This is a genomic window from Pseudobutyrivibrio sp. 49 (assembly GCF_900100545.1).
Taxonomy (GTDB): Bacteria; Bacillota; Clostridia; order Lachnospirales; family Lachnospiraceae; genus Pseudobutyrivibrio.
Window position 1 is genome coordinate 20,368 of the sequence record NZ_FNDP01000010.1, and the last position, 15,973, is coordinate 36,340.

A 15,973-nucleotide genomic window follows, 5' to 3' on the forward strand; every position below is an offset into this window, starting at 1 on the left:
TAGTTTTCTGACAATTTTATAATTAAGCTATGAAATATTGGGGTATAATGCACACCTTAAGGAGAAAAGATTGGAATCTATTAATGTTGCGCAGGGGAAAAAGTTAATTAATGAAGGCGATCCTGTAGATAGCATGTATGTAATTGTGACAGGCACTATTGAGCAGGTGTGGAAGGACCAGCATTTGACACTGGGGCCAGGTACAATTGCGGGCCTTTCTGATGCGCTGAATGTTTCTTATGAGGCAGATTATACTGTGGCAGAGGATGCTATGGTAATTAAATGTCCATACAAGAACATGAATGATTTCGATGCTATTTTTGAGGCGCAGCCGGTGTATATATTTGGTTTCTCAAAGGGCGCATTTCGTCAGTGCCGTGATGTTTTCAAGATTTACGATGACAGAAAAAAACAGGTTGATGATTTCTATAGCTATTGCCGAGGAATCAATAACGAATATAAGAAGCAGTGCAGAACCATTGGTGCAGAAATCCAGGAAATTCCAATGTTGGAAGAAATAGAACCGCTGGATTTAAAGGATGAAATTCTTAAGTGGGAGCATGACTACATCGATAGCCTGAATTCCGTTGATAATAAAGAAATTGAAAATATTTATGGAAGCCGCAATGAGATTGCTACAGGTGTTATTGGAATCAGCTGCGGCTATATGAAGCGTGCCATCGAGTGTATCGAGACAATGGGCTTTTATTTGGAGGAATTTTCATCAATTCTTCTTTCACCAGACAAAGGGGATATGTTTGAGCTAATCTTTAATCTTCAGATATATGCTGCTCAGCATGGAGCAAAGCAGGATGACATAAAGAAGCTAATGAAGATGCTCTATAAGTTCATGTCCCAGTCAGGTCTTTATGACAAAGCTTTGATAAAAGAGCGCTGGACAGAGTATGATAGTCATGACTTTGCCGCTACAGCTGCAAACTTCGATGAGGCTAAGATGATGAAGCAGGCTGAATTTACTCAGACCTTTGAGCATATATGTGAATTTGCTGAGATTGATGAGGATAAGACTGCTGAGTATAAAGAGCAAATTGCTGAATACCTTGCCCTTTCAGATAGAGAAGGAAAAGAGGATAACGAGCGTAAGGTTCGTAAGAAAGCTGTGGATCTATTCTATGAGATTTACAAGAAAACCTTCTTTAGAGCTTTGGAGTTCGAAGCATACGGTGGAGAGCTTGATACCATCATAAAGATGTTCCTAAATATGGGATATATTGAATATGATGCTGTTGGTGATGACCTAACTAATGAGTTGGCCGACATCATGGATAGAATGGAAACGCTGTGTCAGGGAGAGCATGTATTCACAATCTATACCTGGCTTAGAGCTGTTTACGCTGGTGAGCGTGAGCCTAGTAGAAACGAGCTGGATCTTGATTATAGAGGCTTCGTTCTTGAGGAACGTAAGGCTGGAAATATTTCCGAAGCAGATATGCCAAATTGGATGAACGACCAGGAGCAGAAGGTAAAATTCGAGATGGACAATTTTTTCATTTCTGCAAACAGAACTACTTCTGGAAAGATGTCATCATTCTGTCCAATTCTTACCAAGGAAGATTTTGGAGGAGATGTTATGAAAACACTTCTGACAAAGGCAAAGCTTGAAGAGGCTATGGGCAAGATTGAAGAAGTGGATTATGGCATTTTCCTTCGCGAAGGATTTTTCACAGATATGGAGGCTGGAGTTAAGAGTGAATCCTACTTGAAGCGTGTCCAGCCGGATATTGTGCTACTTCCAAACTGTGGAATGCGTGCTATGATGTGGCAGGAGTGCGGTGGTATTAAGGTGGATTCACCAGGACGATTCGTATTTCCGATGTTCACTTTCGATGATTTGGATAAGCTGATGATATATTGCTGTGGTGCTTTCCGTTGGGAGATTTGCAGAAAAGAGCAGGGCTCTCGTTGGAACGATATTGGTTCAGAGTGTCTTACTTCAGATTTCTACGATTACTTCACTTTCTATCGAAAAAACAAGGAATTGTCGGCTGAGAATAAAGAGAAGGTAAAAACATTGCTTAAATCTTCACGTAATAATATGCGTGAGGCTTTCACAAAGCAGTACACCATTTGGATTAACTTCGAAGCCCAGGGCAGTATCCGCTTGAATAAGGCGGAGCGAAATATCCTGAACAAGCATTGTACCTTCGCAAAAGCGTATCGTTCAAAGGTAGCAAATCATCCAATGTACGAACAGGTTATTTCCCGGCATGAGATAAAATGCAGCCAGGCGTATAACCATTTGAAAACCATGATAGATAAGGTGGAAAAGAACGAAGGAGAGGTTCCTGATGAGGTGCGTCAGGGATTAGAATATTTGAAAATGTAATGCGATTATGGCAGGTCCGATGGACCTGCCATTTGTTTGACCACAGTATTATAGAATGATAAACTAATTGGGCAAAAATTAAGTTATGGAGTTTAATGTATGAAAACAAAGATTAAAATGCGAGCAGTATCCTGCTTGCTTCTTGTTTCATTACTTTGTAGTGATAGTATCGTTTCCATTGCTACAGAAACTGCAGATATATCGCAGGAAGAAACAACAGAAGTTACGCAAGAAGCTCTACAAGACAATTCTAATGACAGTTCAGAAGAAATTTCTAAAGAAAAATCAGACGATAATTCAAAGGATATTTCCCAGGAAGAATCTACAGAGGAATTAGAAGATAATTCATCTGAAAACTCAAAGAAGGAATTAGAAGAATCCACAGAAAAAATCGATATTCCAGAATTTGAGGAGAAAGCTGAATCAAAGGAGAGTTTGGTAAAGGATGATTCCGAAGAAGAAAACCAAGACGAATCCAAGGAAGATTCAGAGGAAGAAGATCAAGAGGAATTAGATGAAGAGGAGCTAAAGGAAAAAGAGCTAGAAGAAGAGGAAGAAACCTCAGAACTTATTACAGGCTTTGACGAACTTGAGCCTATAGAAACAGAGTATAAGCTGGCTTTCTTCAGCCTTAAAAAGAAGTTTCCAAAGAGTCTTGTGGCCTACACAGAAGGCGATGAGATAGATATAGAAATCTCAAAATGGGAGCCGGTTACTGATTATAATGAGATGCTTGGATCCTATACATTTGCACCTGTTATTGATGGTGATTATGAAATAGATGAAGAGGTTTCTATTCCTGAAATTACTGTAAAAGTTAATAATGAAGATATTCCATCTGAGGGAATAGAAAATCCCGAAGTGGAAAGAGATACAGTAGAAGAAGAGGCTCCAGATAAAAAGGAAAAGACTGGATTATTTGCGTCTTTGTTTCATAAGGTAAGAAGTTTCGCAGGGGAAAAACTTGCTAGATTTTTTGACTGGGATGACGAGGAAGACGATTCAGAGGAATCAGAATATGAGGAGTTGGGGTGTCCAGACTGGCCAGAGTATGATGAGAATTTAGATTGCCCGGACTGCCCAGAGGAAGAGGACCCAGATTGCCCGGACTGTCCAGAGGAAGAAGACCCAGACTGTCCGGATTGTCCAGAGTACGAGGATCCGGACTGCCCGGACTGTCCAGAGGAAGAGGACCCAGATTGTCCGGATTGTCCAGAGGAAGAGGACCCAGATTGTCCGGATTGTCCATATGTTGAGCATAATGAAAAAGAAATTTACGAGGGTCCTGAACACGAGCCTCCTGCAGCTTATAATGGTTACGAGCAGGGTAACTTGCCAGCGGTACGAGATCAGGGGGATTATGGTACCTGTTGGGCACACGCAACTGTTGGGGCTATCGAAACTGATGTTATAAATCGAAACACTTGTGTTGATAGCGGTTTTGATTTATCAGAATTACAGTTAGCATATTACTGTGCTCATTATTATGATGATCCTAAGAATTGCCATGATAACGATGTATATACTGTTGGCGAAGGAAGTGATTATCTCCAGGATGGTGGACATGATTCATATATTTATAACGCAATGTTTAATGGTGTAGGAGCTGTTCCAGAGTCGGTAGTTCCTTATAGCAGGGCAGAAGAGGATGTCGATTCCAAATATGCTATGGACTACAATTGCGTAAGACTGGAAAGTATTAATCGTATAAAGACAAGCGAAAGAGATAACGTTAAAGATGCTATTTTAAAGCATGGCTCAGTATATACACTTGTCTGCACCAAAGGCGAGTATTTTAGTTGGATGGAAGATTCCATGTATAACTATAGTGATGGGGAGGATTGTATGCCGGATCATGCGGTTACTATAGTTGGATGGGATGATAATTTCCCAGCTGAAAACTTCAAAACCACTGCGCCAGGCGATGGTGCCTGGTTGATTAGAAATAGCTGGGGCCTAAATGATTATGGAATGAATGGTTATTTCTGGGTATCCTATTACGATAATGGTATTAACTGGACAGGTACTGTTACAGCGTTTACAACTAGTCTTCATCCTTATGACAATACATATTCATATTCATCATCTTTGATTTGGGATAACTATTATGTTGATTCAGAGTCGGCAACTGTGACAACAGATTACAAGGTGAATGCAGGAGAAACAATAGAAGCTGTTGCAGCATATATAGATAATGCCTATTCGGAAATGGATGTTGAAGTTAAGGCTGCGGGAAAGACTGCAAAGGGGCATTTAGCCAATAAATATAAGGGTGTTTATACCCTTCATTTAGATAATCCAATTGAGATAAAAAAGGATACTAATGTAACGGTTTCCCTTACTTACACTGACAAGAATAATGGTTGGGTTAGTGTTCCAGTGGAGTACAATTACACTCTCACAAGTGAATCCTATAAAATCGATTGCCCAGTTGATCATGGATGCACAATAAATGGCGATGAGTATGAATATGATCCAAGAGTTTTCCTTTACACAAATAATAATGAGGAATCCTCTGACGAGAAAAAAGCACTTACAGTCAAAGAAGAAAGCATTCGAGGACATAAGGATGATACCTACCAGATTGTAATGGGTGCAGATTCAGTTGTAGATGATGCTTCAAAGGTTACATGGGAGTCTAGAAATCCAGATGTGGCGGACGTTGATGAAAACGGACTTGTTACCTTTTATGGGAAAAAGGGAAATACAGCAATAATAGGAACCTACGACAGCTATAGAACCGTATTCTATGCATCGACTGAGCCATACAAGCTAAAGTATGTGTTTGGTGATGATGTTGAAGTAACTAAGTTGCCAAAATATTATTATCCTGGTGATTCTGAAAATAGCCCTTATTACATAGGTGGAGGCTTTTACAAAAAGGGATATACGGTTTACGACTGGTATTTAGATGAGGAATTAACTGAGCCTGTGCCAAATTGTGATTTGGCAGAATTAAGTGGTGATTTGGTTTTATATCCAAAGTGGGGATATCAGTATGGAGATTTAGCATACTATGCCCCAAATGAGGATTTAAAGAGCTATTCAGATGAATTAATGTATATTGATTATGAGATTAGTATTGATGATATGCCTTATGAAATCCCTGATCTTGATAATGCTACGCAAAGTGTAATAAAACCGGAAAGCTATATTCCTGAGGGCTCAAATATGGAATTTGCATATTGGTCACTAGACCCTGAGGGAGAGCAGCCTGTTACTGAAATAACAGAAGATCAGATGTTTAAATGTCATTACAGTAGCTATCAAAAGTCATTTATAGTTGATGCAGAGGTGATACTTTATCCTCAGTACAGGGAAAAAAAGAAACCTGAGGAAGAGAAACCTGAGGAGAAAAAAGAAGATACTAAGGCTGATGAGAAGACTGATACTCCGGAGAAAAAAACAGTAGAAGCAGAGCAGGTAATTAATCAGAGTTCAAGTCTCTTAGTGGAGGAAAATTCAACACAGATAGATAATGAATCTTCAAAGAATGTTGAAAATGAAAAGATAGATAATAAGAAAGATTCATCTAAGAAACAGGTTAATAAAAACAAACAGACAAAGAATAACTCCGAGAAGAGCTCAAAAAAGAAAAAAGACAAAAAGAAGTATAAATCTTCGAAAAAGCAAAATAAAAAGAAACAGACCAAGAAGATTGAAGCTAAAGACAAAAAGACTAAAAAGAAAAGTAAGAGTAGTAAAAAATCCTCTATATGGTCAATTATTTCGCAAAAATTGAAAGATATACTATTTTAATTTTCTTAACCAGATATGTATAATTGGTGAGTAACGCTATAACATATAACTATCAAGAGATAGTTATAGCGACCTAGTCGCAGAAGGAGGAAATGTATGGAACTTATCCCTATTATTGCACTAATTATTGTACTTGTATTAATCATTGTAGCAGGTTATGTAAAGGCACCACCTGATAGAGCATTTATCATTTCAGGTCTTAGAAAGAATCCTAGAATTTTAGTTGGTCGTGCTGGTATCAAGATTCCATTCTTTGAGCGAGTTGATAAGCTCTATCTTGGACAGATGACAGTAGATATTAAGACAGAGCAGTCAGTACCTACAAACGATTTCATCAATGTAAATGTTGATGCAGTTGCAAAAGTAAGAATTGGTACAGATCCAGCAGCTATCCAGCTTGCAGCAAAGAACTTCTTAAATAAGAACCCAGAGCAGATTACTCAGGATTTACAGGATTCATTACAGGGTAACATGCGTGAGATTATCGGTACCCTTTCTCTTAAGGTAATCAACACTGACAGAGATAGCTTCTCAGATCAGGTTATGGAGAAGGCTTCACGCGACATGAGCAAGCTTGGTATCGAGATTCTTTCTTGCAACATCCAGAATGTAACTGATGAAAATGGACTTATCAATGATCTTGGTATGGATAACACAGCTAAGATTAAGAAGGACGCAGCTATTGCAAAGGCTCAGGCAGATAGAGACGTGGCAATCGCACAGGCTGAGGCAGATAAGGCAGCAAACGATGCAAGAGTTACAGCTCAGACAGAAATCGCTGAGAAGAACAATGCACTTGCTATTAAGCAGGCAGAGTTGAAGCAGCAGGCTGATACAGCAAACGCTGTTGCAGATGCAGCATACTCAATCCAGCAGCAGGAACAGCAGAAGACAATCGAAGCAGCTACTGTAAATGCTCAGATTGCTAAGGCAGAGCGCGAGGCAGAACTGAAGCAGAAGGAAGTAGTAGTTAAGCAGCAGGAGCTTGCAGCCCAGATTGAGAAACAGGCAGATGCTGAAAAGTATCAGGCAGAGAAGAAAGCTGAGGCAGAATTAATTCAGAGACAGAAGAAGGCTGAGGCTGCTAAGTACGAGCAGGAGCGTGAGGCTGATGCAAAGAAGGCGCAGGCTGAGGCTCAGAAGTTTGCTGCAGAGCAGGAAGCAGCTGGTATCAAGGCTAAGTATGATGCTGAGGCAGCTGGTATCGCAGCAAAAGGTAAGGCAGAGGCTGAAGCAATCAAAGCAAAGGGTCTTGCTGAGGCTGAGGCAATGGAGAAGAAGGCAGAGGCATATCGTAAGTACAACGGTGCTGCTATGGCAGAAATGATGATTAAGGTAATGCCTGAAATCGCAGCTGAAATTGCTAAGCCACTTTCACAGATTGACAAGATTAACATTTACGAGACAGGTGATGGCGGCGAAGGCGGAGCAGCCAGAATTTCAGCTAACATGCCAATCGTTATGAAGCAGGTTTTTGATACCATGAGCGAGGCAACAGGTGTAGATTTCACAGAGATTATGAGAGCTAACACATACGATGCTAAGGTAAACAAGAACGTAAACATCTCTGGCGCAGATGTAAGTGTAAAGACTGAAGAAAAGTAAATATAATTAATGTGTAGGGCTGACTTTAAATAGTCAGCTCTATTTTTATTGCCTATAAGGAGGAGATTATAGCCATAAAAGAGATAATTTGGTAATATTTTAAAGAAAGATATAATATTTTATTATGAGATTTGAAAGGAAATGATGTAATGAAAAAGAGATTATTGGCCTGTGTTATGGCGGTGGCATGTTCACTGTCGCTAGTAGGCTGTGATAAGATGACAATGGGTGATAACGATGATACTAAGATTGGTATTACAGTTGTATATCATCCACTTGAGGCTAAAAAAGATGAAACTGTTTACGCTACGGGGTTTTACCCAGAGGTAATTCTCTCTGAGGAATACGCAAACAACTATCCAAATCTTGCAAGTAGCATAGATGACTATAATTTGAGCTGGGCAGAAAGTGCAAAATCAGCAGTAGCGGATTTTGGTTACATGAAGCAGGAGTACGCTGAGGAGGATGGCGAAGAATACTCGGTAGACTATGTGGATGAGACTTCTATTGAAATAGTTCGTGCAGATGACAGATTGTTTTCAGCGCTGATTTCGAGTTATTCGGATGCAGGTGGAGCTCATCCTAGTCACTATACATATTCAATTAATATTGATACAAATACAGGACACAGCATAAATCTGTCAGAAGTGGTTACTGACAAAGAGGCTCTTTGGAAGAAAATTCGTGAAAAGATTTTTGAAAAGTATCCTGAAAATAAAGAGGAAATAGAAAATTACCTGGTATGTGAGTGTGCTATGGATGGAGATCCATTCGAAATCAAGATGAGCGAAGACAGCTATACTTGGACCATGTCATATGAGGGTATTCATATATATTTTTCACCATATGAAATTGCAAGCTATGCAGCGGGTGATATGGATGTAGTTATTACTGAGGATGATATCGCTGGAATTATCCAGAAAAACTATAAGCCATCTGGAAAACAGGATATGGACTCAATCGTTACTAAGGAGACAGCTGAGACAGAGACAGTTGAGCCAACAAAAATGGGTGATGGCGAAGACTATGGATATGATGATGGCGCTGCAGGTGTAACTGTAGCCAATCCAACCTGGCATAAATATGTTAGTGATTCGGCAAAGCCAGCAGCTGCTAAGCACATTACACTTACTGAGACAAGTAAGGATACGAGTGAATGGCTTGATACTTCAGTATGGCGAGAGAAGAATGGTTTTGAAGAACCATTCTTAAGCTATGGTGATGGAAACTATTATTACGCACCAGGTGATGGTGGCGATTGGGGATATGAGTTCACAACATTATTCCTGTATGATTATGAAACTAATGAGCTTCTTCATACTTATGATATGTCTGTTCTTTGCAATGGACCTGATGAAGAGGAAGGTAAAGAATCCAGTCAGTATATTCATTGGGCAAAGGCTATGGATGGTGTGCTTTATGTATCACTGGCACATAATGGATATACTTCCGAAGCACCATGGTCAGGCTATATGGTGGCCATTGATATGAGCACAGACAAGGTGTTATGGAGAAGTGAGCCACAGGTAAGCAATGCCTGCAATTTCCAGATTGTAGACGATACAATAATTTGTGGATACGGCTTCACAGCAGAGCCAGATTACTTATATCTTCTTGATAAAAATACTGGAGAAAAGGTAGAACAGATTAAGCTGGAATCAGCTGCAGATCAGTTTGAAATAAAAGATGATACACTTTATGTGGCTACTTACAATACCGCATATACGTATCAGATAAATAGATAGTTTTATTAGTAAGGGGAGGGGAAAATGAAACTCAAAGAAATCAATATAAATTCTATAGGTAATGTACGAATTGGTCAGACGGAGGACAAAAAGGCTGGAACAGGTGTCACTGTCTTTGTGGTTCCTGAGGGAGCTCCCTGTGGTCTTGATATCAGAGGCGGTGGCCCAGCAGGTCGTGAGTCGGGATTACTTGATCCACTTGCAGCAGCAGAGGTGATTCATAGTGTTGTTCTTGGTGGAGGCTCAGCCTTTGGACTTGAGGCAGCCAGTGGTGTAATGCAGTATCTCTCAGAGCATAAGATAGGTTTTCCTGTTGGGGATGTTGTAGTTCCTCTTGTTTGTCAGTCAGATATTTTTGATTTGCAATATGGTCGCAGCGATGTATATCCTGATAAGGCTATGGGCTATAAGGCTACAGAGCTTGCTTTCAAAGGAAAGCATGGAAATTATAAAGATGGAAGTGTTGGCGCAGGATGCGGTGCCACAGTAGGAAAAATGCTTGGTCCTGACAGATGTTGGAAATCTGGAATAGGAAGCTATGCTGTAGAGCTTGGAGAACTGAAGGTTGGTGCAATCATCTGTACAAATGCTATCGGTGATGTGTACGATGCTAAAAATGGCAAGAGAATTGCAGGCGTCAAAAATGAGAAGGGTACTGGATTGAATAAGGTATCCTGCGAGGAGCTTTTATATGATATGTATGTGAATCCTCCAGCAGGTATGACCACAAATACAACCATAGGAATCATTCTTACAAATGCCAAGTTTAATAAGACACAGCTTTGCAAGCTTGCAGGAATGGGACACGATGGATATTCACGTTCTATTCGTCCAGTTCATACCTCTATGGATGGTGACAGCATTTATGCTATGTCACTTGGAGATGTGCAGGCGACCCTTGATGTAGTGGGAACTCTTGCAAATCATGTGATTTGTGAAGCGATAAAGAGAAGTGTAACCATATTGTAGGAGGAGAAGTATGGGGAAGAATTATTTTGATTTATCGGGACAAGTTGCACTGGTAACAGGCTGCTCATCAGGTCTTGGAGTGCAGATGGCAAAGGCACTGGCTGCACAGGGGTGCAACATTGTTGCAGTAGCCAGACGTCAGAATCTAATCGAAGAGGTTGCCGCAGAGATTACAAAGGAGTTTGGAGTAAAAGCTATAGGAGTTCCTTGTGACATCACTGACACTGACAGAGTAAATGCAGCAGTGGATGAGGTGCTTAAGGAATTTGGCAGAATTGATATCCTTATCAATAATGCAGGCACCGGTTCGGGAGCTACATCTGCTGAAGATATGGAAGATTCGCAGTTTGAAGGTGAGGTTGCAATCGACCTAACTGGGAGCTTTAAGATGGCAAGAGCAGTGGCTAAGAAGGCAATGCTTCCTGCTGGTTATGGACGTGTGATAAACATTGCTTCAATGTATGGTCTTGTTGGAAATAACATTGCACCAGCCGCAGCCTATCATGCTGCAAAGGGTGGTATGGTTAATCTGACAAGAGCACTTGCGGCTGAGTGGGGCGCAAAAGGAATTACCGTAAATACGATATGCCCGGGTTATTTCGAAACACCACTTACAAAGGAGACTCTGGATAGTGAGTTCTTCCAGCAGTACGCTAAGACAATGATTCCACTTAGCAGATATGGTAAGGAGGGCGAGCTGGATACAGCCGCAATTTTCCTTGCATCACCTGCAAGTTCATACGTAAATGGTGTTATTCTTCCAGTAGATGGTGGATATACTTGTATGTAATAAAAAAGGTCTGCTCAGTTTGAGCAGGCCTTAATTTTATTTTACATCATAATAAATTCTTGATTCTGGTGGAACAGATTCTGTGATGAAGGTAGAACCTCCAATAATGGAATCATGTCCGATGACTGTATCGCCACCAAGTACAGAAGCGTTTGAGTAAATAGTAACGTTGTCTTCGATGGTAGGGTGACGGCGTACACCACGAAGATTCTGACCGCCTCTTGTAGAAAGAGCTCCAAGAGTAACACCTTGATAGATTTTTACATTCTTTCCAATTACAGTAGTCTCACCAACGACGATACCTGTACCGTGGTCGATGAAGAAATATTCGCCAATGGTAGCACCAGGATGAATATCAATTCCTGTAAGAGAGTGGGCATGCTCAGTCATAATACGAGGGATGATAGGTACTCCTAAATCGTAAAGCTCATGAGCCAGACGGAAAATAGTAATAGCTAAAATTCCCGGATAAGCAAAGATGATTTCATCGATGCTTGTTGCAGCTGGGTCGCCATCGTAAGCAGCCTGAAGGTCAGTATCCAGCAAAGCACGAACCTTTGGAATACGCTTAAGGAATGCAAGGGAAAGCTCCTCAGCCTTTGTTGCGCACTCATCATCACAACATCCACAGTAATCTGCACTGTAGCAGAGGATAAGCGCAATCTGTTTATTGAGATTGTAAACAACATCCTCCATTAAAGTGTTAAGGTTTGTCTCTACATTGTAAACCTTGTAAACGTGGTCTCGATAGTAGCCAGGATAAACGATTCTAAGAAGCTTCTTAGTGATATCGATTATGCTGTCCTTGTTTGGCTGATGGAAAGTGTCCATCTTATCAATCGCACGATCTGATTTATAATCCTTTATGAGCTCTTCGGTGATTTCTAAAATCTCCTGCTCAATTTTCTTACCATCCATTATATTTCTCCAATCATTAATAATGATTATATTTTAACATATACCTTCACAGATTTCTTTTGTCATTTTAGGTTTGTTCATACAGTAGATGTGAATGTGTCCCATTCCGCAGCGCTTCAAGTCATTGATTTGGTCTATCGCATATGCGATACCAGCCTTGCGCATATCCTCTGGCGACTCTCCGTATTTTGCACAGATATCGGCAAGCTTCTTTGGAACAGAGGAACCAGCAAGAGTAACCGTAGAGCCAATCTGCTTAGCAGAGGTAATAGGCATGATTCCAGCTACGATAGGTACTGTAATCTCAGCGCGACGGGCACGTTCAATGAATCTGTAAAAATCCGAATTGTCGAAGAAGAGCTGTGAGATAAACATCTCAGCGCCCATATCCTGCTTCATTTTCATAAAAGCTATATCAGAATCCATGGAAATTGCTTCTGGATGCTTTTCAGGGTAACAAGATGCTGATACAATTAAATTAGTATTTTGATTAATAAAATGTATTAGGTCGGTTGCATGAGGAAAGATTCGCTGCTCAAATTGTTCATCTGACATATCTCGTGGCTTATCTCCGCGAAGGGCAAGAACGTGATTGACGCCAACAGCCTCGAGATCCTTTGTGACAGCTAAAATATCTTCTTCAGTTGAGCCTACACAGGTCATGTGTGCCATGGCATCTATCTTTAGTTGATTCTGTATATACGAAGCAATATCAACGGTTTTTTTTGGAACGACTGCCGCCAGCACCGTAGGTTACACTGATGAAATCTGGATTGATTTCAGCAAGAGAATCCAGAACCTTGTAGCAGTTTTCAAATTCATCATCTTTTTTAGGCGGGAATACTTCAAAGGAAAGAGATGAATCTCTCTCAAACATATCTTTAAACATGCAGACCTCCTTAATCCTTTTAAAATGCGCAAAAATCACTTTTTTTCACATTTTTTAAATAAAAAAATATTATCATATAATTTGTCTAAATGAAAGATTTCTGGGGAGGGATTTTTCGGGGTTATGTAATTGCTAAGGAGTACTTGAAGATGAACCTAAGACAATTGAGGGGAATAATTACTAAGGGTGGAAAAATGGCGTTTCCTGAACACAGGGACTTAGTCCGCCAACTTGGTGCCGACAGTATGGTATTGCTGAAAAATAATGGCATTCTTCCTATTCAGCGAGGTAAGATTGCGTTATTTGGATCAGGGGCTGTTGACACTCTTTTTTGCGGCATTTTTTACAACCGAGTTTACACAGATAAAAATGTAAACGTCAGGGATGGCCTCGAAAATAACGGATTTACGTTTAGCACCGATAGCTGGCTGAACAAGATGGAAAAGGCTGTGAAGCAGGCTGAACGTGAGTATTCAGATTCGAAAAATCGGGTGAATATTATGTTTGGCGGAATGAAAATGCTTTCACCTGAGGTTCCAATTTCAGAGGCTGATATGGCAGAAGCTATTCTTGGAACTGATACATGTGTATATGTAGCCAGAAGACCTTTTATAGATGATCCTCAATTTTTTGAGAATAATAAAACATATCAGTTTTCTCCTGAGGAGATGGATAATATTAATCGTATAGCATCATCCTTCAAGAATGTAATTCTGGTATTAAATTCCAATGCTTTAGAGATTGCAGCTGTTGCAAGAATGAAAAGCGTAAAGGGTATTATCCTTATGGGAGTTCCTGGCATGGAAGCGGGAAATTCCCTTGCAGATGTTCTAACGGGAGCAGTGAACCCAAGTGGACGTCTGACCTGTACATGGGCGAAGAAATTCAAGGATTATTCAACCTGCTACAATCATTCTGCAACCACGAAGGCAGTCAGGGAAAACTCAATAGACTATAAAGAAGGTGTCTATGTAGGATATCGTTATTTTGATGCCTTTGATATCACGCCGTTGTATCCATTTGGCTTCGGTTTGAGTTATACCAGCTTTGATATGAACCTTGAATATTTCGAGGCAAGCTGGATATCAATAATGATGAGAGTGAAGGTGACAAATACTGGAGACTGCGCTGGTCGACAGGTGGTTCAGGTATATTGCACTCTTCCAGATGGCAAGCTTGATAAACCATACCAGGTACTTTGCGGCTTTGGAAAGACTGGTAAGATAAAGCCAGGTGAATCAGAGGAAGTAACTGTAAAGATTCCAATGATGGCGCTTACTTCCTTCGATGAGGAAGAATCTCTATTCCTTATGGAGGAGGGCGATTATATATTCAGATTGGGAAGCGATTCTCGAGATACAAAGATTTGTGCAAAGATGGTTTTGGACAAAACAACTATCTTGAAGAAGGTTACTCAGTTTGTCGAGAAGCGTGATTTTGGAAATTATCTTACACCACCTCCACGAAAGGAAGAGGAGACAGGATACATACTTGTGGCATCCCTGTCAGGTGACGATTACAATTCCTTGAACAGAGACGTTGTGCCACAGGATGAATTTACTACCTATGTCACCGAGGGTAGCAATTATCTCTCATATGTTAACAATAATGCCTACGATATTCCTTTCAGGGCTTATGAGAAAATCGAAAAGGTGAAGCCTTGCGGAAGCGCTACGTTTATTGATGTGGTTAAGGGCAAGGTTACAATGGAGGAGTTTGTCGCTTCACTATCACCAGAAATTTTAGCGCGAATCGTAATTGGTTCTGTGGAAGAATCGAAACTTGATAACGACAGTAGATTTGGTTTCAAATTTAATATTGATGACAAGAAGATTGATATCGCCGCTAAATCCACTAATCAGTTTGAGACTACCTTGGGTATTCCAAGAGTTAATTTCGCGGATGGTCCATCTGGACTAAGAATAGTTGGTATTCCATGTACCTGTTTTCCATCACCTATGAATATGGCACAGACCTGGGATATGAGTGCCATGGTTAGAATGGGCCGCGCCTATGGCCGTGAGATGGAGGAATATGATATTGATTATTGTCTTGCTCCATTTTTAAATGTAAATCGAAATCCTATGTGGTGCAGAAGCTTTGAATTCTATTCTGAGGATCCTGCATTATCAGGTGTTCTTGGTGCAGGCTTTATCATGGGTGTAAAGAGATATGAGGGCAGAAATGTCATATTAAAAAATCTCGTAACCACCAATCAGGAGACCTTTACATGGGATGCAGATATTAACCTTACAAGAAGAGCCTTTGCAGAAATTTACTTAAGACCATTTTCTGCATGTGTAAGCATAATAAAGCCTGCAGGATTTTTAACTTCTGGAAACAGGATAAATGGCAAGTTCACCTCATCTCAAAAGGGACTTATTACTGATATAGCAAGAGTTGACTGGGGCTTTAACGGATTTATCATGTCCGACTGGGGCTCAATGTCAGATAAGGGCGAGGATATTCATGCTGGCTGCGATTTGATTATGCCAGGTTATGATCCAGACAAGCTTTTGGAATCTATGATGAATGTATCTCCAACCTTTGAGCCAGATGGTTATGTCTCTGTTGTCGAACGAGCACATCTTTATGGAATGCCAATGATTAGATATGAAAAATGGGGTTCTTTCAAGTTGGATAAAAAGGGTGATGCCCGTGTAACTACTATTGTTGAACCGGGAAAGAAGGTTAGCGAGAAGGCAATCGAATTACAAAAAGAAGGTCTATGTAAGATTAAAGAGCAAGCGGATGGAACAAGGCAGATTACCTATAAAGGATTTAATCGTGGACCATATCTTGCACTTGGCGATTTGCAGCAGGCGGCTATTCATTTGTTAGAGGAATACAAAAATACTGCATCGATGAAAAAATTAATAGAAAACGCAAACATTTAGTGCAAAATGTTTATTCAAAATCAAACTCTCTTCGTATACAATATGTTGGAAAAA

The 15,973-nt window shown here is 40.3% G+C and carries 10 protein-coding genes; 7 read left to right on the plus strand and 3 right to left on the minus strand.

Annotated elements, in window-relative coordinates; translation table 11 throughout:
• Positions 1–70 precede the first annotated feature (70 nt).
• The 6 genes from BLP54_RS09565 (at position 71) to BLP54_RS09590 (ending at position 11,215) form a co-directional block, all read left to right on the plus strand.
• Complete coding sequence (locus BLP54_RS09565) at positions 71–2,347, plus strand: cyclic nucleotide-binding domain-containing protein (RefSeq protein ID WP_090169164.1); 2,277 nt, start codon at positions 71–73, stop codon at positions 2,345–2,347.
• Between the two features lie 99 nt (positions 2,348–2,446).
• Positions 2,447–6,106: a C1 family peptidase gene (locus BLP54_RS15845; protein ID WP_090169167.1), complete on the plus strand. Its 3,660-nt coding sequence runs from the start codon at positions 2,447–2,449 to the stop codon at positions 6,104–6,106.
• A gap of 96 nt (positions 6,107–6,202) precedes the next feature.
• The gene (locus BLP54_RS09575; protein WP_090169169.1) at positions 6,203–7,711 is read left to right on the plus strand and encodes a flotillin family protein; all 1,509 of its coding nucleotides are present in this window, start codon (positions 6,203–6,205) and stop codon (positions 7,709–7,711) included.
• Between the two features lie 149 nt (positions 7,712–7,860).
• Positions 7,861–9,456, plus strand: a complete 1,596-nt coding sequence (locus BLP54_RS09580; protein WP_090169172.1) for a DUF3298 and DUF4163 domain-containing protein — start codon at positions 7,861–7,863, stop codon at positions 9,454–9,456.
• A gap of 24 nt (positions 9,457–9,480) precedes the next feature.
• Positions 9,481–10,425 (plus strand): P1 family peptidase, encoded by a 945-nt coding sequence (locus BLP54_RS09585; RefSeq protein WP_090169174.1) that lies wholly within the window; start codon positions 9,481–9,483, stop codon positions 10,423–10,425.
• A gap of 10 nt (positions 10,426–10,435) precedes the next feature.
• Positions 10,436–11,215: an SDR family oxidoreductase gene (locus tag BLP54_RS09590; RefSeq protein WP_090169176.1), complete on the plus strand. Its 780-nt coding sequence runs from the start codon at positions 10,436–10,438 to the stop codon at positions 11,213–11,215.
• A 36-nt stretch (positions 11,216–11,251) separates the two neighbouring features.
• Here the strand turns inward: BLP54_RS09590 and BLP54_RS09595 are convergent, their stop codons facing one another.
• The 3 genes from BLP54_RS09595 to BLP54_RS09605 are packed head-to-tail and all read right to left on the minus strand — an operon-like array spanning position 11,252 to position 13,022.
• The gene (locus BLP54_RS09595) at positions 11,252–12,133 is read right to left on the minus strand and encodes a serine O-acetyltransferase (RefSeq protein ID WP_090169178.1); all 882 of its coding nucleotides are present in this window, start codon (positions 12,131–12,133) and stop codon (positions 11,252–11,254) included.
• Between the two features lie 33 nt (positions 12,134–12,166).
• Positions 12,167–12,805 carry a methylenetetrahydrofolate reductase gene (locus BLP54_RS09600; RefSeq protein WP_242870678.1) on the minus strand — a complete coding sequence of 213 codons (639 nt, stop codon included), beginning with the start codon at positions 12,803–12,805 and terminating at the stop codon, positions 12,167–12,169.
• Between the two features lie 40 nt (positions 12,806–12,845).
• The gene (locus tag BLP54_RS09605) at positions 12,846–13,022 is read right to left on the minus strand and encodes a methylenetetrahydrofolate reductase (RefSeq protein ID WP_090169181.1); all 177 of its coding nucleotides are present in this window, start codon (positions 13,020–13,022) and stop codon (positions 12,846–12,848) included.
• A gap of 149 nt (positions 13,023–13,171) precedes the next feature.
• Here BLP54_RS09605 and BLP54_RS09610 point away from each other — a divergent pair, with 149 nt between their 5' ends.
• Complete coding sequence (locus BLP54_RS09610; RefSeq protein ID WP_176754524.1) at positions 13,172–15,919, plus strand: glycoside hydrolase family 3 C-terminal domain-containing protein; 2,748 nt, start codon at positions 13,172–13,174, stop codon at positions 15,917–15,919.
• Positions 15,920–15,973 lie beyond the last annotated feature (54 nt).

Coding starts and splice junctions, on each gene's coding strand:
- BLP54_RS15845 (WP_090169167.1), top strand. CDS start 2,447: ATGAAAACAAAGATTAAAATGCGAGCAGTATCCTGCTTGCTTCTTGTT.
- BLP54_RS09575 (WP_090169169.1), top strand. CDS start 6,203: ATGGAACTTATCCCTATTATTGCACTAATTATTGTACTTGTATTAATC.
- BLP54_RS09580 (WP_090169172.1), top strand. CDS start 7,861: ATGAAAAAGAGATTATTGGCCTGTGTTATGGCGGTGGCATGTTCACTG.
- BLP54_RS09585 (WP_090169174.1), top strand. CDS start 9,481: ATGAAACTCAAAGAAATCAATATAAATTCTATAGGTAATGTACGAATT.
- BLP54_RS09590 (WP_090169176.1), top strand. CDS start 10,436: ATGGGGAAGAATTATTTTGATTTATCGGGACAAGTTGCACTGGTAACA.
- BLP54_RS09595 (WP_090169178.1), bottom strand. CDS start 12,133: ATGGATGGTAAGAAAATTGAGCAGGAGATTTTAGAAATCACCGAAGAG.
- BLP54_RS09600 (WP_242870678.1), bottom strand. CDS start 12,805: ATGGCACACATGACCTGTGTAGGCTCAACTGAAGAAGATATTTTAGCT.
- BLP54_RS09605 (WP_090169181.1), bottom strand. CDS start 13,022: ATGTTTAAAGATATGTTTGAGAGAGATTCATCTCTTTCCTTTGAAGTA.
- BLP54_RS09610 (WP_176754524.1), top strand. CDS start 13,172: ATGAACCTAAGACAATTGAGGGGAATAATTACTAAGGGTGGAAAAATG.